This window comes from Blautia sp. MSK17_66 (genome assembly GCF_020538025.1).
GTDB lineage: Bacteria > Bacillota > Clostridia > Lachnospirales > Lachnospiraceae > Blautia_A.
Map to the genome: position 1 here is coordinate 67,871 of NZ_JAJBNQ010000010.1, position 26,010 is coordinate 93,880.

The following is a 26,010-nucleotide window of genomic DNA, read 5'->3' on the forward strand; positions in this document are numbered from 1 at the left end:
AACTGTTTCCTAAAAGTCAACTATTTATTCTAATATACCTCTTACAAGCTCGATTCAAAAACTCATAGTCATGTGTTACAACTATAATAATATATTTTTCTTCTGCCAGCCGTTTCATCATTTTTTCCACCTGACACATATGCCTAAAATCCAGGCCACTGGTAGGTTCATCGAAAATAAGCATTTTTTTTCCACTCATAACTGCCTGGCAAACAGCAAGCCTTTGTCTTTGTCCGCCAGATAATATCATCGGATGATATTCTGCATACTCTTTCAAGTCAAATTCTTCAAGCAGTTCCCTGATTTCCTGTTCGGAAGCGTCTTCATTTGCAAGCAGGCATTCATTTTTCACACTATCTGAAAACAACTGATGATTGACTTCCTGCATGACCATCCCGAACAGTTTGGTCCGGGCCTTTTCTGACAGCTTTTTCCCTTGATACAGAATCTCGCCGCCTTTGGGCTTAAGCAGACCGCACAAGCAATTGCAAAAAGTAGATTTTCCGGCACCGTTTTTCCCTGTGATACCGATGATGTCTCCCGCTCTTGCAGATAAACTAATATTCTGAAAAATCATCTGTTTCTTTCTCTTAAAGGAAAGATTGCACACCTTAAGCTCTGCATTTTCCAAGTCACCGGAAATTTCCGGAATCTGTATCTGTTCCGGCACTATACTCCTTAATCCCAACTGTTCCCGCTCTGAATCTGACAAAGCCCTGAACTCTGATGGTGTAAATTCCCGTTCTATATGTCCTTCTTTCATATAAAGAATTCGGTCTGCAAATTGCTGAACCCAGGAAAGTCTGTGCTCCGCCACAACTACCGCATGCCCTTTTCCCTTAATTACCCTCAGTCTTTCACTCAACCGTTTGATTCCTGCCATATCAAGATTTGCCGACGGCTCATCAAGCACATAAATCTGCGGATTCATGGCATATACTGATGCAAACGCAAGAAGCTGTTTCTCACCACCTGACATGGAAAATACATTTCGGTCTTCCAGCTTCTCTATATCTAATTCATTTATTGTATTCTTAATTCTTTTTCGTATATATTCCGGTTCCACGCCTCTGTTTTCCAGGCCGAATGCCATCTCAGCATTAGAATTCGTATAAAAAAACTGAGTTCTTGGATTCTGAAAAACAGACCCTACAAGCTCTGCAATTTCATACATAGGCATCTCTGCAACATTTTTCCCGTAAACCGTAATCGTTCCATCTACGCTGACATCCCTCACAAAATGTGGAATCAATCCATTAATCAATTTTGTCATTGTGGTTTTTCCACATCCACTTTCCCCGCATATCAATACGAACTCCCCATCCTGTATCTCCAGATTTACATCTGACAGAATTCTTTTTCCTTGCATTGTTACATTTACATTTTCAAACTTTATCATTTTCTTTATCCTGCAATCACCACTATAAGTATTCCAAATGTTACCAAAATCATTATCAACCAGTCTGAAATCCCCATGTGAAGTATTATTTCACTGGTCTTTTTTCCTGGATTCTCGATTCCTCTTGCCACTGCCGCCGCTGCTATTTCATCCGATGTATTGACTGCAGACACAATCAATGGAACTACCGTACACTCCAAGCGGGATGCCCATGAGATATTCTGAAGTTTCATGGCAGCATTTATATGTACGAACTCCTCTTTCAAAGCTGGAAAATATCGAAGTGTCGTAGACATTGCTATGATAAATCCTTGTGGTAGATGCAGTGTATACATGGCAGCGATCATTTTCCGCATGGACGATGTTCGAAGCAACAACAAACCTGCCAAAACACACGGCAGCATACGCAATGAATAATTAACTAAAACTGGAAACACCATATTCATCCATGCGGGGCACTGCGGAAATACATACATTAGTAAAAGGTGGAAAGAAATAAGTAAAACGATACCTTTACCTGCCGCCTTATATAGTCCATGCACCAGCATAAGCAGGAGAAATATGCCTGAAAGCATACTCCCCTGCTCAGAATTTTTCTGACAGAACATACCAATATTTGCCATTAAAAGCAGCCACAGCCCAGCTCTTGGATCAAGATGATTGATGACTGTTCTCTTATTCATCAGACAATCCCTGCTTTCTTAAAATGTTTACGGAATAAACCTTTAGCAATCAACGCTCCAATCACGCCTCCTATGACTGGAGAGATACAAAGTATAATCAGCATTGGCGTAGAAATCAATCCTGATAAAGACCGGACATATTCTGCAGACATTCCATTTTGCTGAATCTGCGCCAGAAAACTGTCTTTATACACCCATATTGCCAGTGGAGAGCCAAGCATTCCATAACAAAAAAACACAAACGATATCATCATATGTGTAAAACTGTTATCATACTTTGTCACAGCTCTGTACAGTTCTGACAATATACATGCAATGGCAAATGTAATCAGTAACAATACTGTAAACTGACCAGTCACAAAATAAAGCAATGCAGTAATTGTTCCCATAATAAGTACTGCCCCTGATTTTCTCACTTTAGATGCCATAAGCAGGAATGGGATTCCGGTCACAATTCCTGTCACGCCCGGTAACAGCAGCCACAACACTGGCACAAATCCAGTAAACATAGCTGCCAGATTGAGCATAAAATAAATTGCAGAGAAGATTCCTATTGTAATAAGATCCTTTCCTGATAGTTTTCTTGATTCTTCCATGTTTTTCGTTCCTCCTTAGCCAATTTTCCAGCCTTCCGACTGGCTTCTTATATCTACAAAATCCTTGTATTTTCCAGGAATAACCACAAGTTCTCTGTGGGTTCCTCTCTGAACAATCTGCCCATTATCTAGCACCAGAATCTGGTCTGCCTGCTCAATCGTCGCCAGTCTGTGTGCGATTGTTACTATGGTTTTTCCTTTTGTAAGTTCCGATATAGCTGCCTGGATCAAATGTTCATTTTCCGGATCTACACTGGCTGTCGCTTCGTCAAGTATAATAATCGGTGCATCCTTCAGAATCGCTCTTGCGATGGAAATGCGCTGTTTTTCTCCACCGGACAGGCTCCCACCCCCTTCACCGATGACAGTATCGTAGCCTTCCGGTAATGCCATAATAAAATCATGGCAGCACGCTTTCTTTGCCACTTCGACCATTTCTGCTTCTGTTGCATCCGGTTTTCCAAAGCAAATATTATTCCTCACTGTATCATGAAACAGATATACATTCTGAAATACCATGGAAATGTTGGATAACAGACTGTCACAGGTAAATTCTTTCACATCATGTCCTCCCACACGAACACTTCCACTGTCTGCATCATAAAATCGAGCAATCAGATTGCAGATTGTAGATTTTCCGCTTCCGGAAGGACCAACGATTGCTGTAACTGAATACTCCGGAATTTTCAGATTCACATTATGAAGCACCTGTCTTCTTTCCTTCCCTTCCCCGTAAGAAAAATCTACATTCTGAAATTCGATATCATAGTGTGCAATCTCTATCTGCTGTCCATCTGCATCAATGAAGGACTCTTTTGTCAACGCATCCAAATGATCCAAGGCATCATCAATGACAGCCAGTACATGGGCGCAGTCTGCAATCGGCTCCAAAGAACCAAACACATGGAATGACAACAGAATGATAATCATCATATAAGTAAAATCCAGCTGTCCAGAAAATCCCAGATAAAATGCAGCGATCACGATACACACACTTGCTGTCTTTAACGCCAGCAGATGCAGTGCATTATAAGGAATATACCCCCATTCTATTTTCAGATTAATATCACGGCTGTCCCTGCATGCTTTTTTCATAGAATCCATAGAAGCTCCTGCTTTTCCAAAGGATTTTACTACAGAAAGTCCTCTGGCATATTCCAGGGTTGCTCCAGTCAGATCTCTGTTTGCCGCAGCTAGGATTGGTGCATTTCTTGTACTGTACTTTGAAATGATAAGCAGAAATATCAGAGAAACAGCAGCACCCGTCACTGCAATCAGCCCCACTCTCCAGTTCATACAGGTGAGCCACAAAAGGATGCAGATAAAATTCAGATAACCTCCCACAAAGTTATCAATCATACGGATTCCCATTCCTTCCAGCGTATGAAGGCCTGTCGTGATGGAATTGAGAATCGTACCTGTATTCATATTCTGGAAATATCCTAAAGATACACGTTTCAGTGCATCTCCTACTGCAAGTCTGTCTCTGGCAATCAATTCATAACTGATCGACTCCTGAAATCTTGCTCTCAGATAATCAAACAGAAAGCGCAGAAAAATGAAGAACAGCAGAATCACGATACTTTTCCCAATCCAAACCGTTGAGACAGCTTTTCCCTGTCCTTCGCATTCTACAAGCTTCCCGATCATATATGCAGCCCATACGACCGGCATTGCCGCAAACCAGCCTGAAAAAAAGGAAAAAATAAAACCGATATACAGATTCTTTTTAAAGCTTCCACACCAGTCAATGATTCTTTTTACAGTACCAAACATGATTCTTCACCTTCTTTCTGGCTTTCAACTGCCCAGTGCCTTACTCCCACATGGGCCTGCCACATTCTCTGATAAAGCGGACAGTTCTGAATCAGTTCTTCCTGAGTTCCTGCTTCTTCTATACAGCCATTTTTCAAAACAACGATTTTGTCTGCATCTGTGATTGTGGAAAGTCTGTGTGCAATGACCAGCAATGTCTTGCCTTTTGTCAGTTCTTCAATACTCTTCTGAATCTTGTTCTCATTTTCCGGATCCGTAAATGCAGTCGCTTCGTCAAGGATGACGATCGGTGCATTTTTTAATACCATTCTGGCAATAGCAATTCTCTGCTTTTCTCCACCGGACAGGCGTTTTCCTGCTTCCCCTGCCTGAGTATCATACCCCTGTGGCAGTTTCTCTATAAATTCCTGGCAGCATGCCTTTCTTGCCGCTTCCTGCACCTCTTCATCCGATGCTGCCGGATTACCAAGACGTATATTTTCCATAATGGAACACCTGAACAGAAAATTATCCTGTGTTACAAAACTAACCATTTCTGAAAGCTGTGACAGCGGAATTTCCTTAATATTTACATCACCTATAGTAATGCTGCCTGACGTCACATCCCAGAATCTTGAGATCAACCTTGCTACTGTGGATTTACCTCCGCCGCTTGATCCGACCAATGCGGTAAAACTTCCTGCCGGCATTGTCAGGTCTATTCCATGCATCACCTCATCCTTTTCCTCACCAGTATAGGAAAAATGCACATTTTCCAGCTTCACATCATAATTGCTGATATTTACACGTACAGAAGACTCCGGCAATTCTTGCATCGTAAGGAAATCCTGTATGCTTTCAATGTTGTACTGCATTTCACGAAGATTTTCGGAAAATACCTCTATCTTTGCAAAAGATGTTACCATGGACATGGACAACATGATTACCAAAACAAGCTGTGATATGGTCAACTGACCATGCATCGTCAGATACAGCCCCACAGGCAGAGTTCCAAGCAGTGTCGATGGAAACAGGGCGAATGTCATTTTCATGGTGATCCAGGTGGAGGACAGCCATTTCACAACAAATTTCTTGTAATCCAGGATTGCTTTTGCATATTTCTCATAAGAGGTTCCAGCCCTGCCAAATGACTTAATGACTTCGATTCCTTCTATGTATTCTACAATGGTACTGTTCATATGTGCATTAGATTCATCGTACTGAGTGAAACTTTTTCCGCTGATAATCATGGTAAGTGTCATAAATACCATGGACAATGGAACGGTTACAAGAGAAGCCAGTGCAATTCTCCAGTCCAATGTAAACAAAGCGATAAAGCTGATTACCGGAAGCAGGAGATGTCCGCTTCCTTCCGGAATCATATGGGCAATGGGAGGTTCCATATTTTCGATTTTTTCTATCATAATGCTCTTGATTTCACCAATACTGTGCCCTTCTACATCTCCTAACGGTGCTTTCAGAAACCGGTCTGTCAGGCGGATCCTTAGACCCTCCAATATGTGATAGGCTGCTATATGGGAAATCCATGTGGATGCAGAAAAGCTTACAATTTTTATAATGTAAAAGAGTAGGGCATATAGACACCACTTTAAAATTTCCTGCATAGGAGCCTGGTTCAGATTTCTTATATACAAATCAATGCCACGGTAAATGCAATAATATGGCATGAGTCCACTGATAATACTGATAACAGATAAAACAACGGATATTCCAAGCCTTTGCCCGCTTCCTTCGGTATAGCCAAGCAATACTTTCAGCCAGCTGTCTTTTTTTTCTGATGTTTTCCTATTTCCCATCTAATATTTCCCCTTTCCGAAATCTGTACTCTACAGGTGATAACCCCATCACACTTCGAAATGCAGATGAAAATTTTCCCGGATTTTCATATCCTAAACAGGAGGCGATCTCCTGTATTTCTTTCGCCTTATCCTGTAACAACATATTTGCAGCCAGATTCATGCGGTATCTCTTCTGATAAGAATAAATAGAATCTCCATAAACATCTTTGAAGCATTTTTTCATAGTTGTCAGTGGAATCTCATACATAGAGGAAAGTTCTTCGATGGTAAACCGTGTCTGAGGATTCCCTGTGATCTGCGCATGAATCCCTTTGATTTTTTCCATCTGAGTTTTGTAATAATATGGTCTGACTTCCTTCCTGTCTTCTACGGTCATCGTGTTTAAGTACAACAATAATTCCACGACTTTTATCTGATAATATTCTTTCGTTTTTGCAAGCTCTGGATGAGCCATGTTTTTCTGGTAAAATCCGGAAAGAATCGACTCAAGTTCCTTATCTCCCCGAATTACATAAGGTTTCTCTTCGGCACAATACCGGCTTCGAAGATTCTCAATGGATACGGAGAATCCCTGAAACAATTCATCAAGTGCCTTCTGAACTTCCACAACTTCCATGAAAATACTGACTCCATGATAATGCTTCAGAGGATAATAAGTTGTCCCTTTATGATTTTCTCTGTTATCCAGACGAAGTTCCTTTTCCTGCATAATACTGAACACACCAGGCTTTACCTCCATCTCAATTCTTCCCTCCCGGCAGTGGTCAATACAGAATATTTTTCTGTCATTCTTCAATTCAAATTCAGATACACACTGTTCCATATGCATGTCTGAAAAGCAAATCATCACTCCGGGCAGCACACGGTAAATTGTCATCACTCCTTCTCCTGTCATATCATTCAGCATAAGGATCGAACAATTCTCATTTTGAATCACAGGTTTCACATTACTTCCAAGGCTTGCAATTTCATTCACATTCAAATTTCTTCTCATTCCCTTCATATAGCTGTATTTTCTCCGTTAGTTATTTCTAACTTTTTTTTATATCTTACCATGAGAATTAAGCTTTATCCATACCCGAATGGACCTTGGTAATCCATTTGGACAAAAAATAAAGTTCCAGACTTATCATCTGAAACTTTATAATGAATCATCATCATTGCATTACTTCACGCAATAGAAATATACCATGGAACCATCAACATGGACATCAGTTTCTTTATATAGTTTTTGAAGGATATTTCTTAGCTCTTTCTCCGTCTGACACGGTGGAGAAAACCGACCTTTCTTTGCAAGAATATTTTTTGATGTTTTATAGGCATTTTGTATTTTGTCTGCCATATTACCCTCCAAATTGAATTTTAATTCTAAAATCTTAAAACTATCGTTCTCTCATCTTCCTGACATTACGATTCATGAGGTGTCTTCCAATATGTCTATAAGCAAATGCTTTAAAGGCTGAAATTTCTTGATGATGTTCCTTCAACAGTTCATCTGGACAATCATAAACACCAAAATCCTGATTGATTCCCTCGCTCTGAATATAAGTATTGTTCCTATCAAACTCAATAATGAGATTTCTGAAATCCTTGACTGCTACTCCATAACCGCAAAATGCACCTTTACATTCCGGATTTCGTTCCTGTAACTTCTTTATATAGGTTTTATCCAAAATGAAAGCTTCCAGTTCATACCACTGATTTTCAAAATTAATTTCTACCCAGCTATGGAAAATATTTTTTGGAGCATTACGGTAAACAAACCCGGTCATAGTTCCTTTCTGCAGGCTTTTATCAATCGTAAAACCATGTACTCTGCATGGAATATTGCAGGCACGTAAAAGTGCCATGAATAAAGTTCCTTTAGTATTACATTGTCCATAACCATCTGCAAGTACTTTTGAAGCTGAAATTCCGTCATCAATATTATATCCAAATAAAACATCATCTCTTACATAGTTGTAGATTGCCTTAATCCTTTCAAATTCATCCATTTCCTTCCATTTCATATTTTGAATAAGTTTTTGAATTGCCGGATTAGAAAAATCAACCATTCGTGTTTCCCTAAGATACTTATCTTTCATTTCCTATCGCCTTTCCCATAGGTTTTCTCACAACACAATGCATTCGCATACCTTTACGAATTTCAAATTTTTCTACTTTTAATCCTGCTTTTTTGCAACATTTTATGACCACATCTCTTGTTGGCACTTGGACATCTCCATGTCCGCATATATTTGCCAACGGCATTTCCAATGTATTCATCAGCCATACCAATACTTTATTGTCACTGGTCACATCTCTCAGTATCAATCTTCCATTTGGGCGAAGACATCTTTTCACACTGTCAAAAAATGCCTGCGGATTCGGATAATGATGGAAACTCATAGAACAAATAATTGCATCAAATGAATCGTTTTCAAAAGGAAATTTCTCACAGTCTCCTACAACAAATGTTGCATTTGAAATATTTTTCTTTTTTGCCTGTTCAATCATGGCAGGAGTCAGATCCAGTCCTGTATAATGCCGGTCTGGATATTTTTCTGCTAATAAAGAAATCATCGGAGCAGGTCCACAACCTGCATCTAATAAATCTCTAAATGGCTCCTTTTCTAATTCTTCCAGAATATCCGGATAATCTTTCTTGCACATTTCGTAAATACCAGCATGGCTACTTTCATATCTTCCTGCTGCTTTTGTAAATTCTTTAATTGACAATTTTTTATATTCTTCATTTTTCATGCTTTTTTCTCCAATCACTGTGCCTTTTTCGTCTTGCATCCACATTTCTTCCTTCTTTTCATATAAGCATAAAACTGCTTATGCAATTCCCTCATTTCATCTGGTGCCTTCATAGCATTCTCATAAGAATCATTCCTCTCCTCTTACCCCAGTGCCACATCCAAGATCATCATCAAACTAAATCCAAGTGCAAAGAAAAGCGTACCGATATTCGAGTGCTGTCCCTGAGACATTTCCGGAATTAGTTCTTCAACCACGACATATAACATGGCTCCTGCTGCAAAACTCAGTAAATATGGTAATGCCGGGATTACCAGCTGTGCAGCAAGAATCGTCACTACTGCTCCAATCGGTTCAACCACTCCTGAAAGTACACCTCCAAGAAATGCCTTTCTCTTACTTTCACCCTCTGCCCTAAGCGGCATGGATATAATCGCTCCTTCTGGAAAATTCTGGATAGCAATTCCAAGTGATAAGGCAAGTGCACTTGTTGCTGTAATCTGTGCATTTTCAGCAAGAAATCCTGCATACATTACACCAACCGCCATACCTTCAGGGATGTTATGTAATGTAACTGCCAACACCATCTTCGTAGTACGATCTAGTTTGCTTTTCGGTCCCTCTGCCTGTTCACTTCCAACATGAAGATGCGGAATCAAATGATCAAGAGCGAGTAAAAACAATATACCAATCCAGAACCCAACAACTGCCGGAACAAACGATAAAGTTCCCATATTCTCAGATTGTTTAATAGCCGGAATCAGAAGACTCCAAATTGAAGCAGCAACCATTATACCCGCTGCAAATCCTGCAAGTGCACGTTGCAGTAACTTGCTAAGTGTTTTTCTCATAAAAAACACGCATGCTGCACCTAGCGTTGTTCCAACAAATGGAATCAGTATACCTTCAAAAATATTTATTTGCATTATATTTTCCTTCCATATATGCTCGAAAAAATTCATTGGCAAAAATAATTATCTTCAGCGGTATAGTATTAGTTCTATAGCTTATTGATTATATTGCCTAATATCTGTTATTCTATAATCTTTCATACTTTCATTGTGTTAGTTTCAACTAACTGTCTAGTGTAAAGAAAACCGTGCAAAAAGTAAACTGTAATTTCACACGGTTTTCTTATGCTTAAGTATATCACTTACATAATCATATAACAATATATTTCTTTCAACAATTTACAAAATCTAACGTGTGAATTAATATCCCATGCCCTATGAATCAACACGTTGGCAATTGCTTCTCTAAATGCTGCTTCCGGTATTTTCTCTATCATCTTTCTGTCAGCGCCCTGTATTACTTCATATTGATAATAATCTCTAAATGCATCTATTGCTTTTTCATATACATCTAAGGCCGATGTGTTTTCGAAGGTCACTCTTTTTTGAATGATACTGATGTTTTCTCCGAATTTGACAATATCAATTCCCGGGAAATGATTTTTATCTGCCAGAATTGTTCCAGGTTTTCGACTCCTCCGGTTTCACATAACCAGGTTGTTTTTCTTACTCTGTTTATGATAAAATTACAGTAACTTCAGAAGCTTTCCCATTGTTTTCTTTTTACTGGAGGATTTTTCAATGCAGGAAATACATCATTTTTTTCACTCATTATTCAGTCCCACCCTTGATTTCCGTGTTCGGCTGTTTAATATCCTGGCTTTAGGAGGCACTGTGATCAGCCTGATCATGGCCTTTCTCAGTCTCGGAACCGGTTCCTTTGGAAATGTCCTGATCAACATTATGCTGGTCGCAGTCTCAGGAGGACTTTTTCTTTATTCCTATTACAGTGGGAAATATCAGCGCTGCTATCTGATCACCATTGTCATGATTTTTCTGATTGTTTTTCCGGTGATGTTTTTTACCAGCGGCGGATATCATGGCGGTATGCCGGCCTTCTTCGTGTTTGCCATTATTTTTACCGTGCTGATGCTGGAAAAAAGACGTGCTCTGATCGTTTCTCTGCTAGAAATTATCCTATATATGGGACTGTGTCTGGCCGCATACCATTTTCCGCACATTGTAACTCCTTTTGCCACGGAAGCAGACCGACTGGCAGATATTCTTCTGGCATTTGTCTCTGTAAGTACTGTCTGCGGCATTGTTCTCTATTTTCATCTGAAGGAATACAACCAGCAGCAGCTCCTTCTGGAGGAACAGAACCTGCGGCTGCGCTCCCTTGACAATGCCAAGTCTACCTTCCTGACCACCGTTGCCCACGAGATCAAAAATCCTCTGAGTTCCATCTCCCTCCACGCCCGGGACACCTCTGAGCTCCTTGAGGAAGAACCCCTGGATTTCTCTCTTATGCAGGAAAATCTCCGTACCATTGAACAGTCAGTAATGCGGATCGACCGGATCGTGCTGGATTTGATGGATACCGTTTCCATTGAGCAGGGACGGCTGGCCCTTTCCCTTGTGCCATCAGATCTGGGAGCACTTTTACATTCTGTGGAAAAAGATTTCAGCAGTCATCCAGGTTCCGAGAATAATCAGATGGTGCTTACGATACAACCCGACCTCCCGGAAATCTCTGCAGACCCGGAACGGCTGATTCAGGTTATCACCAATCTGGTCTCCAATGCAGAGCGTCACACCCGAAACGGAACCATCACTATTTCCCTTACAGGCGAACCGGGCTGGCAGACCATCTGCGTCTCCGACACTGGAACCGGTATGTCAGAAGAAATGCGAAAAAACGCACTCAAGGGTTATGTTTCTGCTGATAAAGATTACTGGCGGCACGGCATAGGCCTCTATGTCTGTCATCAGATCATCACTGCCCACAGCGGCAAAATATGGCTGAAAAGCAAAGAAGGTGAGGGAACTCAGGTGTTCTTCTCACTTCCGGAGGAGGAATCATAAATGAATGAAAAGAAATCGCTTATCCTTATGGTGGAGGATGAAGAACAGGTGCTGAATGCCAACTGCCGGATGCTGCGGCGCCGTGGATACGATGTCCGCACTGCACAGACAGTCTCCGAAGTCTATCATCAGCTTGAAGAACAGCTGCCAGATCTTCTCATCCTGGACATTATGCTTCCGGACGGAAACGGCCTGGATATCTGCCGCCACTTCCGCGAAAAAACCATGAACCCGGTTCTTTTTCTCTCAGGAAAAAGTGATATCCGAGATAAGGTAGAAGGACTTCAGCAGGGAGGCGACTATTATCTCACCAAGCCTTATAATTTCGACGAATTTCTGGCCGTGATCCAGATGCTTCTGGAACGCCAGAAACGAATAGAAGAAAAAATAAAAGAAAAATTTCAGGCTTCCCGCCAGATCACCATTGGAAGCCTGCGGCTGGATCTTTCGGACGGCCATGCATATCTCAATAATGCTGACACAGGTCTTACCCGTACCGAATTCTCCCTGCTGCGTCTCCTTGCTGAAAATCAGGAGAAGATTTTTTCTGCAAAGGAGCTCTATGAAGCAGTATGGGGCATCTGTGCGGGAACAGATACCAGCACGGTACGGCGGCATATCTTTAACCTGCGGGTCAAGATTGGTGCCGAGGATACCGATGAATATGACATTGTCTCGGTTTATGGTAAGGGATATCTTTTTACCTGCCGGTAAATGTCTCTTTTTCTTCACATTTCTGAATGTCAGAATCTGTCTGTTACAATATACTTAACAGACAGGTTCTTTTTATCAGGAGGTGCCTATGCATAAAAAAATCTTAATTCTTTTAACAGGCTCGATTGCTCTTTCCATATCTGCAGTCCCGGTCCTCGCTTCTGACTCTCCAACCGATGATGGGCAGTACATCTGGCAGGATGAAAACGGAGATTACTGGTACCGCAATGGTTCCGAGGATGAATATATCGGTGAAGGTAATTATGCCCCTGATCCGGATTCCGGTGAACTGATGGAAGGCAACGATGCCGGCTGGACCGAGCAGGACGGTTATTTTGAACCTCATTATTATTATGAGGATGGCAGTGTATGGCTGGAGGATGCTACCGGAACCACTTATATTGGCTCCAGAGATAACTATTATATTGATGACTACGGCAATCTTCAGGAATATTCCGCTTCAGAAGCTGATTCCTCCTCACAGAATTCTGATTCTTCATCCCCCAGTTCCTCTTCCGATACAGATGTAGAAGAAGCCTCTGAATCAGAAAAGCGTGGCGAGCTTCATATGCGGGTTGGCTTTCCTGCCGATGATACAATCAGAGAATCCATGCCCGAAAAAGGAGGTTATTTCGAGCAACGTTCCGTAAATGAGGGAAAAAGTACTGCCTTTGTTTTAAAAGTAGCTAATTCTTCTCTGGAGGATTCTTCCCTGAAAGGTTTTCTGGCAGAATACTATCCGGTAAAGGGTGAGATCATCACCCAAGAGGACCTTACCTTTGAATCTTATCCTGCTACGAAATATCAATATTTAACTGCTGTCAACGAAGAAGAACAAAATGTAGATGCTCTTGTATGCCAGACTGACGATTATACATTTGGACTTTTTATCCTGACCCCGTCAGACACCTATGATAAAGCCGCTGAAAAAAAAGCTGCAGAGCTGATCAAATCCATAGATTTCGTTTACGCAGAGCGTGTGGATATGGCCATGACGGATTACTTTCAGGTTCTTACTCCGGAGCGTTGGAAATATCTCTGCCGTTATGAAACGACCAAAACCGAAAATGGTGGATATAAACTGACTTATTACAATGAGGATGTTCCTGTGCTGACCCTGGAAGCCAGATATTACGATGGTGAAGACCAGCCTCTGGACAGTGTATGGCAGGGCTATCTCGGCCGCATCGAAACCGTCGATGGCAAAAAATACGATCTTCTGTCCACCATCAGCCAGTACTCCGAGGATGCCTCTGATGAATGGAAGGAAATGTATGACACCTATCTGGATACCATAAACGGAATCCGCATGATGGACGGCTGTTCCCTGACCAAAGGAAGCCATGCCTGATTCTCCTTGCCCCTCTGCCGTTATTTTGCAGACCGGAAAATCTATAGCTGTATCTCCGCAAAAGGCACATCATATTTACACAAAAAAAGCTGCAGAACTTGAGTCTTCATTGTTCTGCAGTTCCTTTATTGAAGTGATTCTCTACTTCATCTGAAGTAACGAGAATGTGACAAACAGTTATTCAATTGACCATATACTTCATCTGTAACCGGATCACACCACTCATTGGATATCTCTTCTCCTGGCACTTCAATTGCCAGATGAGAAAACCATTCATCTGGTGCGGATGGCTGCAGTTCTTTTACGGTATTACCGAATCCACTTCCACCGGATGTTGCAAAAAGCACGATCTTTTTACCACCAAAATCATAGGCTTCCAAAAATGTATTGATGATTGTCGGAGCTACATACCACTAGACAGGAAATCCTAAAAGAATCTCGTCATAAGAACTCATATCCATCTCTTTCTTCATAATCTCCGGTCTGTATTTCTTATCACTCATTTCCACACTGCTTTGGGATTTTTTATCCATCCAGTCAAGATCAGCCTTTGTATATGGAACTTTTGGCTCAATCTCAAATGAATATTTCGCATAAAAACAGATGTATAAGATTTGAAGTTCTCTTCTTTTTAATAGTTTTGGATTCATTCCGAACTTAGCCATATTAGAGCAGTACAAATGTATTATTCCTTTTTATCTTACTGTTATCATTTTCTTTTTTTGTATTTTGTCTGAAGAAGCCATTTCTGATCTATCACTTTCATTTCTTCTCCAAAGCGAATATGAAGACTCACAGAGCACGCTTGTTGCTCTATTTTTTCTATGATTCCTTCGCCAAATTTTGGATGATTGACGCTTTCCCCTTTTTCATATTTTATAATCACATTCTGCGTTCTTCTGTATTCCTGCTCTCTTCTGTGCTGATCCCGTATGGTGACTGTTTTGTCATGAATCGGATTCCTGAGAGTTTTTTCATAATTGTGATTCATCAGTGCCTCACCCGCTTTATAATAGGGCGTTGGTGCCGCACCTATCAATGAGCAGCAGTATTTCCATGCACTTCCGTGAATTCCAGGCTGCCACTGATACTGTTTCGGAATAGGCATATTGTATCGCATATAATGTGCGTATTCGTGTTTGTAAAGATCCATTCTATCTTCTTTGCTGAGTGGATTATTTACGGCATATCCTATGAAAAACAAAGAAAAATGAAAATGTTCTTTCTGCCCGTGTCCATTTTGATTATAAGACCCCAATGAGTCCCTGTCAAAACCAAAAGTTATTGGCACTTTTGCTCCCTGAAGATGAAATTTCTTATCTAATTCTCTGTACAACGCACGAATCTGCGCAATAAGAATTGGTGTTTCTTTCTCAAGTATTGCCCGAAGACTTTCATAAGTATTGTAATCTGTCTGCATTATTTCACATTCCTGCCCAATGTTTTTATTTCTTCCATACCCTTATCATCTTTGATATTAGAGTTCCGTATATTTTGCAACGCTACCTTTATTTTACGAATGATTGGTTTTGCAACCTCCATTTTCCTGTGCCTCTTCTTTACGTGTTTACAAGTCTTTTACAAATTCCACTGCATTTTGAATATCTTTATCATCTGGATGTCCCTTCGCAATACCTCCGACCAGTTTGAACGGACCAAATGTATCGTATCCTTTGCATCCAAATTTTCCCACTACGCTGGCATGTTTTTTATCCAAAACCTGCTCTATGGATTTATAATTCGCACTTCCACCATAAGTACAGATCAGGAATACCTTTTTGTCATCTGGTAAATTCTTTTCGGCAAATTTCAATATCGACTGATGAAACTTTGAAAAATAGATTCCTGATGCAAATCCGATCATATCATACCTGCTCAGATCTGCATCTGACTGTTTTACTGCATCAATCAAATCGACCTGACACTCTTCTGCTATGCTTTTTACTAATTTTCCTGTATTTCCATGATGCACAGATGCATATACGATTGCTTTTCTCATATCGATACCCTTTCTATCAACTCAACAATAAAATTATACCATCATATACTCATTATAAATTTCTCCTTGTGAATTGCTTTAAGTTATCGAGATGACGCCACTTTATCAGTCGGCCATGATCTCCTGAGAGCCACATAGGATATTAAAAAGTTTGCAAACCAACCGGCTGGTACAGCAATCCAGACAAATACAATGCCAAAACGCGGTGCAAAAATCAAAGCAACAGACAGACGAATCGCAAGGTTCACCATGTTTGCAATGAGGAACGGGCGCATGATTCCGAGACCTCTAAGGACTCCATCGGTTGCCATTTTGATTCCCATAAAGATAAAGAAGTAACCGAGCCATCTCATATAATCCTCGGATACCTGATAAGCCAGGGCGGTTCCGTCTTTACCAAGGAACAGCGAGGAAATTTGAGTATGCAGTGTTTCTATGACTATAAAAGCAAGAACTGCAAAACATATATCTAACACCAGCGCAGCGTGATACCCCTTTTTGATACGTTCAATTTTCTTTGCACCAAGGTTCTGGGAAACATATGGCGAAACTGCATTACCAATGGATACAAAAATCAATGAAAAAACATTCTCTACCCGCATCGTCGCCGCATACCCCGCGAGTGCCTGTGTGCCAAAAGGATTTACAACTGCCTGTACGATCATCATACCGATGGACACTGTAGACTGCTGAAGAATCGAAGGTACAGCAATTTGAAGCATGGCATGTAACTCCCGCCTGTCAAACCAGTCAAAATGACTTTTATATTGCCGCATCCGACTAAGGAAAATCAAAAGTGAAAACACTGCCGAAATCCCCTGTGCTATGAGAGTCGCAAGAGCTGCACCAAACACACCGAGACCAAGGCCAGCAACCATCCAAAGATCCATAATAATATTTAAGATTGACGAGAATATCAGGAGTCCTAGTGGAATTTTTGATTCACCAATGGAAGTGAACATGGTAGAAAGAATATTATACATAAACAGAAACGGAAAGCCCACAAAATAGACCCGCAAATACAGCACTGCGTCATCCAGTATATCAACGGGTGTTTGTAAAACACTCATCATCGAGTGAGAAAAGCAAAAGCCAAAAACACCAAGGGCTATGCTTAAAATTAAAAAACTAAGCAAAGACGTTGACACGATGGTTTTCATTTTTCCGTACTCCCTGGCACCGAAATAGCGGCTCACAAGCACACCGGCTCCGACACCGGCTCCCAGTGCCACACAAATAAAAACATTGGTCAACGCTGCACAGGCACCGACAGCTGCCAGTGCAGAGGAACCAACAAATTGACCGACAATGATGGAGTCAGCCATATTGTATATTTGCTGAAAAAAGCTACCGAGAATCATTGGCATTGCAAAAACCGTCAGCGCTTTAAGAGGCGCATCCGTGATTAAATACTCATCTTTTGACATTATCAATAACCTCCACTGTTTTCTGCTTTTTGTCCGAAGCATTCGTAACAAAACAAGCGAGATACTATTCGTATTTTCATCTATTCTTCCCTTCATCAGAATTTATTTTGTGCCTTCGAAACATAAGCATTAAGTTACATTACGGAACAAATTATATGCAGATACAACTAATAAATCAAGTCATTGCTTACTTTTGGCAATATATTTATCAGGTATTTGCGACTCCCGGAACTGTTCCTTTGTCATCTTGTAAAATGGAGATTCTTTAAGTCTGTGCCATTATATACATTCAGTTCAAAATGATTTCGATTTGTTTTTATAAAGCCTTCTTTTTGTAACTTTGATATCTCCGTAGACATTGCCGCACGGTCTATGCAGAGATAATCCGCCAGCTGCTGCCGGTCAAAAGGAATGTCAAAAGATAACGATGAATGTCTGATGGATTCTGCTGACAGATATGACAATAGTTTATCCCTTGTCGTTCGCTTACCAACATGTGTAATCTTATCGTTCAGAATCAGTATCTTATTTGCAAGGACACTGACCAGGTTACGAATCAACTTCTGATGATGCTCGCATGCAGTTGAACAAGTAACCAGCAACCTCTGGACATTTAGAAAAACAATTTCACAATCTTCATCTGCTACCACACTGATATTCAGAACAGCCCCTGGGCTTGCCGCATATGGTTCTCCAAAAAAATCTCCGGTATGACATTTCGACAGAATATTCCGATGTCCCCAGAGATCTTCCTGAATAACAAGAACACAGCCTGACACCACAAGTCCCATTACTTCAGTAGAATCTCCTGCTCTGAAAATATAAGAAGCTCGTTCTTTTGAAATTATTGTTGCTTCTACACAGTGGAGTATAGATAATATCTCGTTATCCGTAAGGCCTTTAAAAAATGGACTTTTTCTTAGAATGGGTAAATATTTTTTCAAAATCATTCCTCCTGTTGGAAATCAAACATACAAGTTGTAGTTATCATACTATAATTCCAACAGAAACAAAAGGTAAATACTATTGACGGAGGTAAAAATGATAAGAAAGATTATCCGGATTGATAAAGAAAAATGTAACGGCTGCGGTGCCTGCGCAGATGCCTGTCACGAAGGTGCTATTGATATCATTAACGGAAAAGCCGAACTGGTAAGAGAACATTTCTGTGATGGACTAGGCGATTGTCTCCCGGAATGTCCCACAGGTGCCATTTCTTTTGAAGAAAGAGAAGCCCCTGAATATGATGAAGAAGCCGTGAAAGAAGCACAGAAAAAAACACTTCAGAACTGGCCGGTACAGATTAAGCTGGCTCCAGTCATTGCACCATATTTTAATGGTGCAAAGCTTTTAATCGCAGCTGATTGTACTGCTTACGCATATGCAAGCTTTCATCAGGATTTTATTCGAAATAAGGTAACTTTAATTGGTTGTCCAAAATTAGATCAGGTGGATTATAGTGAGAAACTGACCGAGATTATTCAAAACAACAACATTCAAAGTGTGACAATTGTAAGAATGGAAGTTCCATGCTGTGGTGGTCTGGAGATGGCAGCAAAAAAAGCACTTCAAAATAGTGAAAAATTTATCCCATGGCAGGTTATAACGATAAGTATTGATGGGAAAACTATAGAATAAAAAAGGAGAATACAATAATGGATAAGAAAATGTTTTGCTTTCAGTGTGAACAGACAGTCGGATGTACCGGCTGTACAGGAAATGCCGGTGTCTGTGGAAAAAAGGCAGATACAGCTAAATTACAGGATGAACTGACAGGTGCGTTGATCAGTCTTGCAAGAGCTGTCGATGGCGCAGAAACTATTTCCAAAAGTACCTGGCAGGTAATGATCGAAGGGCTGTTTACTACAGTTACAAATGTAAGTTTTGATGATGCGTCAATCAAAAATATGATACAAAAAGTCAGAGCAGAAAGAGAAAGACTGGTTCCTGACTGCGGCAAATGTCAGTCACCGTGCGGTAAAACAGACGAATACGATATGCAGCAGCTGTGGAATGCCGATGAAGATATCCGTTCTTTGAAGTCTCTTATTCTTTTCGGGATTCGCGGAATGGCAGCCTATGCCTATCACGCAAGTGTTCTGAATTATGAAGATGCTGAAGTAAATCGTTTCTTCTGCGAGGCATTATTTAAGATTGGATATGAAGAAAGTGCGGAGACTCTGCTCCCTACAGTACTGAAAGTAGGAGAAATCAACCTGAAGTGTATGGCACTTCTTGATAAGGCAAATACAGAAACCTATGGAACGCCAGAACCAACCGATGTTACACTTACGATAGAAAAAGGACCTTTTATTGTCGTGACCGGTCATGATCTGAAAGATCTGCAGCTTTTGCTTGAACAGACAGAGGGGAAAGGCATCAACATCTATACTCATGGTGAAATGCTTCCTGCCCATGCCTATCCACTTTTAAAGAAATTCTCTCACTTAAAAGGAAATTTCGGAACCGCATGGCAGAATCAGCAGAAAGAGTTTGATCATCTTCCGGCTCCGATTCTCTACACCACCAACTGTCTGATGCCCCCAAGAAGCAGTTATGCTGACAGAGTATTTACAACAGAAGTAGTTGCTTTCCCAGGTGCTGTTCATATCGATGAAAAGAAAGATTTTACGCCGGTTATTGAAAAAGCACTGGAATTGGGCGGTTACAAAGAAGATCAGATACTCACAGGCATCAATGGCGGCACAAAAGTGACAACCGGTTTTGGTCATGCTGCTATCCTGTCCCATGCAAATACTGTAGTAGAAGCTGTAAAATCAGGTGCGATCCGCCATTTCTTCCTGGTTGCCGGCTGTGATGGTGCTAAACCGGGACGAAACTATTACACCGAATTCGTGAAACAGACACCTTCTGACAGTATCGTTCTCACCCTGGCATGTGGCAAATTCCGTTTCAATGACCTCGATCTGGGAGAGATTGGTGGTCTGCCGCGACTGATGGATATGGGGCAGTGTAATGATGCTTACGGTGCAATCCAGGTTGCCGTAGCACTTGCGAATGCATTTGGATGTTCCGTAAATGAGCTTCCGCTTTCCTTCGTTCTCTCCTGGTACGAACAGAAAGCCGTCTGCATCCTGTTAACGCTCCTGCATCTTGGCATTAAAAATATCCGTCTTGGTCCTTCACTTCCGGCGTTTTTGTCTCCTAATATTCTGAACTTTCTGGTGGAAAATTATGGTATTGCACCGATCACCACACCGGAAGAAGACATCAAAACGCTGATGAACCATAATAAATAAAATTTTCAAAACCTTTGTAAAATCAACAAAGCCGATACTGGATTTCCAAATCCCGCATCGGCTTTATTGAGTGATTCTATTACTTCGGTTTCTTTCTTTTTCCTGTCATTTTTTCTACCTCCAAAACGTATACAAGTGTTCTGGAAATTGCTGCCGGATTAAAATAAGCATCTTTTCCCATATGATAATGATCCATAAGTTTCTTTAGTGCATCCATTTTTTCTTCTTCATCAAGAATTTTAATGCGTCCTCTGCCAATCACACTTTCATATGCCATTGTACAGTAACCTTTTTCCTCAAAATACTGAAGCTGATGTTTGCAATCCATTTCAAATGACGCTCTGTTATCTTTTTTAATAAGGTCTGCTTTATAACCTTCAAGAGCACTGTGAAAATACAGATTAACTTTTCCATCAACTATTTCCATTCCAAAATTCAATGGTAAAATATATGGATACTCATCATCGTTAAGTGCCAGTCTGCACACATCACAGTTTTTCATAACTTCTATGATTTCATTAAACTCTTTTATTTCTCTATTTTCCTGCCTCATATTTCTGATCTTCCTCTTTTCTTTTGTGCGAATCCCATACAATGGAATATTGATTCAAAGCATATCCATGCAGCAAACCTGAATTATCTGTAATGTATACCGCTCCAGTAAATATTGTCTTTCACGACTGTTTCAGGTGGAATCTCTACACCATCCAACGCCCATTTTTTATATTCCGCAAAACCCACACGGTCAATAATATACCCCACATGTTCCTTACCGCCAGGCGCATTTGGATCAATATATTCTTTCACAAATTTATAGGTATTCAGGATAACTTTGATGATGGTGTCTTCATCTGCCCAGATCAGAAAATCTTCTCCCAGACGTGGATTTTTCTTTCCTGTTCGTCCCATAAGTGTCAGACGATAGTATTTTTTTGCACTTCTGGTCCATGCTCTGGTCGGACATTTTGTCACGCAGACTCCACATCCCACACATTTTTCCTCATTGCGCACGATCCGGTAGTTTTCCATCTTTAATGCATCCACCGAAAGCTTATCACAGCCTTTTACACATGCACCACAGGAAACGCAGCGGCTAGGGTCATATTGTGGCTCTGTCATACCAATAATTCCAAAATCATGCATTCTCGCCTTGATACAGTCATTAGCACAACCTGTAAGTGCAATTTTAAAATGAAGATCATTAGGAAATATAGCTTTTTCAATTCTCTTTGCAAAGACTGCTGTATTATAATTTCCAAAAGGACAGACTCTGTTTCCGATACATGCACAGACATTTCTGGTTCCTGATGCCGGATACCCGGTACCTGCTTCATTTTGATTGATCTGAAGATTATCAATGATCGGTTGAAGCATCTCATTAACTTTATCCATATCTTCCATATGGATTCCTTCAATTTCAAATCCCTGACGGGTGGTAAGATGAATCTGGCCATTTCCATATTTTCTGGCAATATCTACTACCTGCTGCATGACATCCGCATTACAGCAGCCTCCCGGAACACGCACTCTGGAAGCCGTAAGCCCACGGACTTTTGATACACGGAAGGCATTTTTCTTCAGTTTCTTTGTATTGATATCCATTATAATTTCCTCCCTAATCAAACAATTTTTTACCTTCTGAATAACAGAATACCGGACCATCCAGACAAATATATGTGTCATTCATTCGACAATGCCCACATTTACCAAGTCCACAGCACATTTTTCGTTCCTGCGAGATCCAGATTTGTTCTTCCTGCAATCCCATCTTTAAAAGCTCTGCTACTGCAAATTTCATCATAATCGGCGGTCCGACAACAATAGCTGCAGTTTCATGAATATTATCAAGTTCAAGTTCCGGAATATATTTTGTAACAAGCCCCGTTCTATAGAAAGGGACATCGGATGAGTCCACCGTCAGAATCAAATCCATCTGCTGTTCCCAGTTCTTCAAATCATCACGGAATAAAATATCTGCCGGAGATTTAAACCCAAGTATTGTATGTAATTTTTTTACTTCATCCGGATGCTCACCGAAGTAACTGATCACGCCTCTCACAGGAGATACTCCTGTTCCACCTGCTACTACGATCAGCTCTTTTCCCTGATAATTTTCTTTTTCAAAACCATTTCCATAAGGACCACGCATAAAAAAGCTGCTTTCCTCATTCAGTTCAAAAATTTCTCCGGTTACCTTACCAACCTTACGTATTGTCAGATCAACATAATCTTCTCCTATGCCACTGACAGAAATCGGTGCCTCACCATATTTAGGAATAGAAACTTCAAAAAACTGTCCTGGTTTTACTTCACCCACATATGTCATGCGAAATGTATATTCTGTCTCTGTATGCTTTACAATTTCTTTTATCTTAGATAAGAAAGGAATATATTCATTTGTCATCTTATTTCCCCTCCTTTTCTTTCAGTTTCTGAAGACATGCAACATAGGAAATATATTCCGGACACACATTTTCACAACGTCCGCATCCGACACACATATGGTATCCAAATCTTTTCTTATAATCTGAAATTTTATGTAATACCTTAAAGCGCATTCTTTCACCCTGGCTCTGACGGAAGCTGTGTCCTCCTGCAATGTCAGAATATCCATCCACCTGACAGGAAGCCCATACACGGCGCCGCTCTCCTGTCTTTGGATTATCTTTATAAAAAATATCCTGCATAGTAAAACAGGTACATGTCGGACAGACAAAATTGCAGCGGCCACAGCCAATACAGCGGCTGCCATATTCCTGCCACATAGGATCCTGATGAATTGCATCTGGGAGTTTCTCCGGAATCTCTACATGTATCTCATTCTTTTCCACAAAAGTCAGTTTCTCCTGTGCATTCTGTCCATAATCCCATAATAATTCTTCCAGTTCTCTGCATCTCAGTTCCATATAACAGCCCTTTTCATCCTGGAAAATATACATATCATATTCTTCACAACGATTTGTCCCCATACTTACACAGAAACAATTTTTTCCAGATTCTTTACAACCCATCACAGCAAAAACTGTATTTTCCCGCATTCTTCTGTAATAATAATCTTCTACACCGTTTTTCATGTATATCTCATCCAGACGTTTCAGAGCATGAAAATCACAGCTTTTCACAAAAACCAATCGCTGTCTTGCCGCTTCATCTGCGGTTTTTGTCTCGTTTTCCGTAAAATAAAGAATTGTCTCCGAAACCGGAAGCAGCACTTCCTTAAAACTGTAATCTGACTTCTGATTCCAGACAAGTTCTTCCCAACTGTTCAGCAAACCATAACGAACTATATCTGTATCTGAAAAGCAGCCTGCTCCCCGGTAAATTTTCGGTCCAAAGATATCGTACGATTTCTGCAGAATTTCAAAAATCTTCTGCATCTCATCACTGTTGAGTCGTTTTCCCATCAGATACCCCTTTCTCATAATCACATTTTATAAAAGTCTGCAAGACCATCAGAATCTGTCAGTGTAAACCTCTTATTACCATAACGAATCAAACCTCTGTCCGTAAGAACTTTACAGGCACGGGAAACATTTTCCCTTGGTGCACCAACTAAGTCCGCCATCAGGGTAATAGTAAGATCAATATCTATCATCACCCCATCTTCCGTATCCACACCAAAATCACGACCTAGCTTCCATAATTTTGCAGCTATTTTTCGCTCCATCTGCATGTTTCCGGTCGTATTTTTTAACTGGTGACCCATTCGCCAGAGATTTCTTTCATATTCTCTCAGAACAGCTCTTGTTAAAGCATGGCTCTGCTCCATAAGCTGAAGGAATTGTTCTTCTGCAATTTCTATTACCTTCACTGGACAGGCAGCCTCACAAAAAAGTGCATTTGGCTTTTTGCTTACAATACTCTGATTTAAAAGCTGTCCTTTTCCCAGGATAAAAATCACCTTTCTATTTCCGTGCTTGGTCAGATTGTAAAGCATCACTTCCCCAGAATACACGAAATATACTGTTTTCGTTCTGCTGCGTGAATGAAAAATCACTTCCTTTTTCTTATATGAAACAACCTTACTTTCATTAAGCAGATTCTGCAGAATATCCTTTGGTATTTCTTTAAAAAAATCCATATTCTCCAGTTCTCTGATCGTTATCTGTCCCATTTTATCAACCTCGCTGGCATAACTTTTACAGTCATTGATAATAAACTGCTTCTGTCTTGCTTTCCTTTTGTATTATAATTAAAAAGTTTATCATTTTCCGTGATGTATGTCACATTAAAAAAAGACGTAAGTTTCCCTACGTCTTAATTCTGCCAGTTTCATCACTCAATTACATCCTCTTATCATATTCTTCCACTTCTGTCCGCGTTACTCGTTTTATATTCTGTTTTTTCAGACGCAAATAGACATATTCGCGAAAAATAGTATAAAACACCGATACAGTCGGAATAAAAATGAGCATACCTACTATTCCCATAAGATTTCCACCGATTGTCACTGCCGCCAGCACCCAAATCGACGGAAGGCCAACAGATCCGCCAACAACATGCGGGTAGATCAGATTACCTTCAATCTGCTGTAAGAGTAAAAATATAATAATAAATAAAACTGCTTGTTTTGGACTTACCATGAAGATCAAAAAACTACCCACTACACATCCAATAAAAGCTCCAAAGATAGGAATCAATGCCGTAAATGCAACCAAAATTCCAATCAAAAGCGCATATGGCATTTTTAATATACTCAATGTAACAACAAACATGGAGCCCAGAATTATGGCTTCGAGACACTGTCCGGCAAGAAATAGTGAGTGCACTCTCATCAACCTTGAGGCTTGCATTTTCAATCAATCTTCCATCCGCCGGGATCATATCTCCAGCTTCGAGCAGTATCACATCTCCAATGACCAGTTCCCTGGCTGGAATCTGAACAGCAGATCCATCACGCAGTACCTTTGCCTCCGGACCAGAAAGCTTCTTTAAACTCTGTAAGGATTGTTCCGCTTTTACCGTCTGTACTGTTCCCAAAAAATCTGCAGGATATTTTTCTTCTTTCCTTCTGCAAGTTCATTCCATCCGCATTTTTCTCTGGAAGATTTCACCTGTTCACTCGTAAGGCCTGATATATTGCCTTTCACTCGCTCAAATACTTCTTCTACTGTCTGTTGATAAATTTCTTTCATCACTTATGCCTCCTCTTTTCATAAATGTCTATTGGATTTTTATGCAATGAAAGATCTTTTCGATAAAAATGTATAAAAAAAGAAACCTTTATTGCATAACAAAAATGCAATAAAAGTCTCACCATTTTCTTGCGGTACCGGATGTTTCCACCGTACTGACGATACCACAAACGCAGATTTTAAAAGCGTAGGTTACTCCCCTTTATTTGGTACAATCATATATCAAATCAATATCACTGTCAAGAAGTTCCTA

Annotated in this window: 26 protein-coding genes and 3 pseudogenes; 5 read left to right on the forward strand and 24 right to left on the reverse strand. The window is 40.4% G+C overall.

Annotation, left to right across the window (positions count from 1 at the left end; genetic code table 11):
* Nucleotides 1-16: 16 nt before the first annotated feature.
* The 11 genes from LIR34_RS06975 to LIR34_RS07025 form a co-directional block, all read right to left on the reverse strand.
* Complete coding sequence (locus tag LIR34_RS06975) at nt 17-1,369, reverse strand: ABC transporter ATP-binding protein (RefSeq protein ID WP_244092279.1); 1,353 nt, start codon at nt 1,367-1,369, stop codon at nt 17-19.
* Between the two features lie 35 nt (nt 1,370-1,404).
* The gene (locus LIR34_RS06980) at nt 1,405-2,082 is read right to left on the reverse strand and encodes an energy-coupling factor transporter transmembrane component T (RefSeq protein ID WP_173902521.1); all 678 of its coding nucleotides are present in this window, start codon (nt 2,080-2,082) and stop codon (nt 1,405-1,407) included.
* The gene (locus tag LIR34_RS06985) at nt 2,082-2,678 is read right to left on the reverse strand and encodes an MptD family putative ECF transporter S component (protein WP_173902520.1); all 597 of its coding nucleotides are present in this window, start codon (nt 2,676-2,678) and stop codon (nt 2,082-2,084) included. Before LIR34_RS06985 ends, LIR34_RS06980 begins: the two co-directional genes overlap by 1 nt.
* A gap of 15 nt (nt 2,679-2,693) precedes the next feature.
* Nucleotides 2,694-4,454 carry an ABC transporter ATP-binding protein gene (locus LIR34_RS06990; RefSeq protein WP_173902519.1) on the reverse strand — a complete coding sequence of 587 codons (1,761 nt, stop codon included), beginning with the start codon at nt 4,452-4,454 and terminating at the stop codon, nt 2,694-2,696.
* Nucleotides 4,439-6,250, reverse strand: a complete 1,812-nt coding sequence (locus LIR34_RS06995; protein WP_173902518.1) for an ABC transporter ATP-binding protein — start codon at nt 6,248-6,250, stop codon at nt 4,439-4,441. Before LIR34_RS06995 ends, LIR34_RS06990 begins: the two co-directional genes overlap by 16 nt.
* Complete coding sequence (locus LIR34_RS07000; RefSeq protein ID WP_173902517.1) at nt 6,240-7,247, reverse strand: helix-turn-helix domain-containing protein; 1,008 nt, start codon at nt 7,245-7,247, stop codon at nt 6,240-6,242. The genes LIR34_RS06995 and LIR34_RS07000 overlap by 11 nt, the downstream gene beginning before the upstream one ends.
* Before the next feature lie 171 nt (nt 7,248-7,418).
* Nucleotides 7,419-7,595 carry a hypothetical protein gene (locus LIR34_RS07005; protein WP_202017291.1) on the reverse strand — a complete coding sequence of 59 codons (177 nt, stop codon included), beginning with the start codon at nt 7,593-7,595 and terminating at the stop codon, nt 7,419-7,421.
* A gap of 40 nt (nt 7,596-7,635) precedes the next feature.
* Complete coding sequence (locus LIR34_RS07010) at nt 7,636-8,337, reverse strand: transglutaminase-like domain-containing protein (RefSeq protein ID WP_173902516.1); 702 nt, start codon at nt 8,335-8,337, stop codon at nt 7,636-7,638.
* The gene (locus LIR34_RS07015; protein WP_173902543.1) at nt 8,327-8,995 is read right to left on the reverse strand and encodes a class I SAM-dependent methyltransferase; all 669 of its coding nucleotides are present in this window, start codon (nt 8,993-8,995) and stop codon (nt 8,327-8,329) included. Before LIR34_RS07015 ends, LIR34_RS07010 begins: the two co-directional genes overlap by 11 nt.
* Before the next feature lie 143 nt (nt 8,996-9,138).
* Nucleotides 9,139-9,921, reverse strand: a complete 783-nt coding sequence (locus tag LIR34_RS07020) for a ZIP family metal transporter (protein WP_173902515.1) — start codon at nt 9,919-9,921, stop codon at nt 9,139-9,141.
* 227 nt (nt 9,922-10,148) lie between these two features.
* The gene (locus LIR34_RS07025) at nt 10,149-10,385 is read right to left on the reverse strand and encodes a hypothetical protein (RefSeq protein WP_227240636.1); all 237 of its coding nucleotides are present in this window, start codon (nt 10,383-10,385) and stop codon (nt 10,149-10,151) included.
* 202 nt (nt 10,386-10,587) lie between these two features.
* On the opposite strand from LIR34_RS07025, the gene LIR34_RS07030 reads away from it, so the two are divergent.
* From LIR34_RS07030 to LIR34_RS07040, 3 genes are all read left to right on the forward strand, one after another.
* On the forward strand, nt 10,588-11,871 hold the full coding sequence (locus tag LIR34_RS07030) for a sensor histidine kinase (protein WP_173902514.1): 1,284 nt from the start codon (nt 10,588-10,590) through the stop codon (nt 11,869-11,871).
* A complete protein-coding gene (locus LIR34_RS07035; RefSeq protein ID WP_173902513.1) occupies nt 11,872-12,585 on the forward strand; it encodes a response regulator transcription factor in 714 nt (237 codons plus the stop codon). It abuts the gene before it with no gap.
* Between the two features lie 88 nt (nt 12,586-12,673).
* Nucleotides 12,674-13,936: a hypothetical protein gene (locus LIR34_RS07040; RefSeq protein WP_173902512.1), complete on the forward strand. Its 1,263-nt coding sequence runs from the start codon at nt 12,674-12,676 to the stop codon at nt 13,934-13,936.
* A gap of 146 nt (nt 13,937-14,082) precedes the next feature.
* Here LIR34_RS07040 and LIR34_RS07045 read toward each other — a convergent pair.
* From LIR34_RS07045 to LIR34_RS07070, 6 genes and pseudogenes are all read right to left on the reverse strand, one after another.
* Nucleotides 14,083-14,550: pseudogene (locus LIR34_RS07045) on the reverse strand (flavodoxin).
* 95 nt (nt 14,551-14,645) lie between these two features.
* On the reverse strand, nt 14,646-15,356 hold the full coding sequence (locus tag LIR34_RS07050) for a hypothetical protein (RefSeq protein ID WP_173902511.1): 711 nt from the start codon (nt 15,354-15,356) through the stop codon (nt 14,646-14,648).
* Nucleotides 15,356-15,478, reverse strand: a complete 123-nt coding sequence (locus tag LIR34_RS07055) for a hypothetical protein (RefSeq protein ID WP_265107713.1) — start codon at nt 15,476-15,478, stop codon at nt 15,356-15,358. Before LIR34_RS07055 ends, LIR34_RS07050 begins: the two co-directional genes overlap by 1 nt.
* Nucleotides 15,479-15,503: 25 nt before the next feature.
* The gene (locus LIR34_RS07060; protein WP_173902510.1) at nt 15,504-15,935 is read right to left on the reverse strand and encodes a flavodoxin family protein; all 432 of its coding nucleotides are present in this window, start codon (nt 15,933-15,935) and stop codon (nt 15,504-15,506) included.
* An 83-nt stretch (nt 15,936-16,018) separates the two neighbouring features.
* A complete protein-coding gene (locus tag LIR34_RS07065; RefSeq protein WP_173902509.1) occupies nt 16,019-17,362 on the reverse strand; it encodes an MATE family efflux transporter in 1,344 nt (447 codons plus the stop codon).
* A gap of 242 nt (nt 17,363-17,604) precedes the next feature.
* Nucleotides 17,605-18,306, reverse strand: coding sequence for a Crp/Fnr family transcriptional regulator (locus LIR34_RS07070; protein WP_173902508.1), 702 nt, complete (start codon nt 18,304-18,306; stop codon nt 17,605-17,607).
* A 97-nt stretch (nt 18,307-18,403) separates the two neighbouring features.
* Here LIR34_RS07070 and LIR34_RS07075 point away from each other — a divergent pair, with 97 nt between their 5' ends.
* Together LIR34_RS07075 and hcp are read left to right on the forward strand one after the other, a co-directional pair.
* The gene (locus tag LIR34_RS07075; RefSeq protein ID WP_173902507.1) at nt 18,404-19,000 is read left to right on the forward strand and encodes an ATP-binding protein; all 597 of its coding nucleotides are present in this window, start codon (nt 18,404-18,406) and stop codon (nt 18,998-19,000) included.
* A gap of 17 nt (nt 19,001-19,017) precedes the next feature.
* Nucleotides 19,018-20,622, forward strand: a complete 1,605-nt coding sequence (hcp, locus tag LIR34_RS07080) for a hydroxylamine reductase (RefSeq protein WP_173902506.1) — start codon at nt 19,018-19,020, stop codon at nt 20,620-20,622.
* Between the two features lie 79 nt (nt 20,623-20,701).
* On the opposite strand, the gene LIR34_RS07085 is transcribed toward hcp, so the two are convergent.
* The 7 genes and pseudogenes from LIR34_RS07085 to LIR34_RS17955 form a co-directional block, all read right to left on the reverse strand.
* The gene (locus LIR34_RS07085; RefSeq protein ID WP_173902505.1) at nt 20,702-21,175 is read right to left on the reverse strand and encodes a pyridoxamine 5'-phosphate oxidase family protein; all 474 of its coding nucleotides are present in this window, start codon (nt 21,173-21,175) and stop codon (nt 20,702-20,704) included.
* Between the two features lie 83 nt (nt 21,176-21,258).
* Nucleotides 21,259-22,224, reverse strand: a complete 966-nt coding sequence (asrC, locus tag LIR34_RS07090; RefSeq protein ID WP_173902504.1) for a sulfite reductase subunit C — start codon at nt 22,222-22,224, stop codon at nt 21,259-21,261.
* 13 nt (nt 22,225-22,237) lie between these two features.
* Nucleotides 22,238-23,026 carry an anaerobic sulfite reductase subunit AsrB gene (gene asrB / locus LIR34_RS07095; RefSeq protein ID WP_173902503.1) on the reverse strand — a complete coding sequence of 263 codons (789 nt, stop codon included), beginning with the start codon at nt 23,024-23,026 and terminating at the stop codon, nt 22,238-22,240.
* A 1-nt stretch (nt 23,027) separates the two neighbouring features.
* On the reverse strand, nt 23,028-24,044 hold the full coding sequence (gene asrA / locus LIR34_RS07100; protein WP_330603658.1) for an anaerobic sulfite reductase subunit AsrA: 1,017 nt from the start codon (nt 24,042-24,044) through the stop codon (nt 23,028-23,030).
* 2 nt (nt 24,045-24,046) lie between these two features.
* Nucleotides 24,047-24,736: a Crp/Fnr family transcriptional regulator gene (locus LIR34_RS07105; protein WP_173902502.1), complete on the reverse strand. Its 690-nt coding sequence runs from the start codon at nt 24,734-24,736 to the stop codon at nt 24,047-24,049.
* Between the two features lie 169 nt (nt 24,737-24,905).
* Nucleotides 24,906-25,394 (reverse strand): annotated as a pseudogene (locus LIR34_RS07110) (AI-2E family transporter); the annotation flags it as partial.
* Nucleotides 25,381-25,757, reverse strand: a pseudogene (locus tag LIR34_RS17955) (P-type ATPase); the annotation flags it as partial. The pseudogenes LIR34_RS17955 and LIR34_RS07110, both read right to left, overlap by 14 nt.
* Nucleotides 25,758-26,010 lie beyond the last annotated feature (253 nt).

Bases quoted from the DNA above. Each gene is read 5' to 3' on its own strand.
- LIR34_RS06975 (WP_244092279.1), bottom strand. From the start codon at position 1,369: ATGCAAGGAAAAAGAATTCTGTCAGATGTAAATCTGGAGATACAGGAT.
- LIR34_RS06980 (WP_173902521.1), bottom strand. From the start codon at position 2,082: ATGAATAAGAGAACAGTCATCAATCATCTTGATCCAAGAGCTGGGCTG.
- LIR34_RS06985 (WP_173902520.1), bottom strand. From the start codon at position 2,678: ATGGAAGAATCAAGAAAACTATCAGGAAAGGATCTTATTACAATAGGA.
- LIR34_RS06990 (WP_173902519.1), bottom strand. From the start codon at position 4,454: ATGTTTGGTACTGTAAAAAGAATCATTGACTGGTGTGGAAGCTTTAAA.
- LIR34_RS06995 (WP_173902518.1), bottom strand. From the start codon at position 6,250: ATGGGAAATAGGAAAACATCAGAAAAAAAAGACAGCTGGCTGAAAGTA.
- LIR34_RS07000 (WP_173902517.1), bottom strand. From the start codon at position 7,247: ATGAGAAGAAATTTGAATGTGAATGAAATTGCAAGCCTTGGAAGTAAT.
- LIR34_RS07005 (WP_202017291.1), bottom strand. From the start codon at position 7,595: ATGGCAGACAAAATACAAAATGCCTATAAAACATCAAAAAATATTCTT.
- LIR34_RS07010 (WP_173902516.1), bottom strand. From the start codon at position 8,337: ATGAAAGATAAGTATCTTAGGGAAACACGAATGGTTGATTTTTCTAAT.
- LIR34_RS07015 (WP_173902543.1), bottom strand. From the start codon at position 8,995: ATGAAAAATGAAGAATATAAAAAATTGTCAATTAAAGAATTTACAAAA.
- LIR34_RS07020 (WP_173902515.1), bottom strand. From the start codon at position 9,921: ATGCAAATAAATATTTTTGAAGGTATACTGATTCCATTTGTTGGAACA.
- LIR34_RS07030 (WP_173902514.1), top strand. From the start codon at position 10,588: ATGCAGGAAATACATCATTTTTTTCACTCATTATTCAGTCCCACCCTT.
- LIR34_RS07035 (WP_173902513.1), top strand. From the start codon at position 11,872: ATGAATGAAAAGAAATCGCTTATCCTTATGGTGGAGGATGAAGAACAG.
- LIR34_RS07040 (WP_173902512.1), top strand. From the start codon at position 12,674: ATGCATAAAAAAATCTTAATTCTTTTAACAGGCTCGATTGCTCTTTCC.
- LIR34_RS07050 (WP_173902511.1), bottom strand. From the start codon at position 15,356: ATGCAGACAGATTACAATACTTATGAAAGTCTTCGGGCAATACTTGAG.
- LIR34_RS07055 (WP_265107713.1), bottom strand. From the start codon at position 15,478: ATGGAGGTTGCAAAACCAATCATTCGTAAAATAAAGGTAGCGTTGCAA.
- LIR34_RS07060 (WP_173902510.1), bottom strand. From the start codon at position 15,935: ATGAGAAAAGCAATCGTATATGCATCTGTGCATCATGGAAATACAGGA.
- LIR34_RS07065 (WP_173902509.1), bottom strand. From the start codon at position 17,362: ATGTCAAAAGATGAGTATTTAATCACGGATGCGCCTCTTAAAGCGCTG.
- LIR34_RS07075 (WP_173902507.1), top strand. From the start codon at position 18,404: ATGATAAGAAAGATTATCCGGATTGATAAAGAAAAATGTAACGGCTGC.
- hcp (WP_173902506.1), top strand. From the start codon at position 19,018: ATGGATAAGAAAATGTTTTGCTTTCAGTGTGAACAGACAGTCGGATGT.
- LIR34_RS07085 (WP_173902505.1), bottom strand. From the start codon at position 21,175: ATGAGGCAGGAAAATAGAGAAATAAAAGAGTTTAATGAAATCATAGAA.
- asrC (WP_173902504.1), bottom strand. From the start codon at position 22,224: ATGGATATCAATACAAAGAAACTGAAGAAAAATGCCTTCCGTGTATCA.
- asrB (WP_173902503.1), bottom strand. From the start codon at position 23,026: ATGACAAATGAATATATTCCTTTCTTATCTAAGATAAAAGAAATTGTA.
- asrA (WP_330603658.1), bottom strand. From the start codon at position 24,044: ATGAGAAAGGGGTATCTGATGGGAAAACGACTCAACAGTGATGAGATG.
- LIR34_RS07105 (WP_173902502.1), bottom strand. From the start codon at position 24,736: ATGGGACAGATAACGATCAGAGAACTGGAGAATATGGATTTTTTTAAA.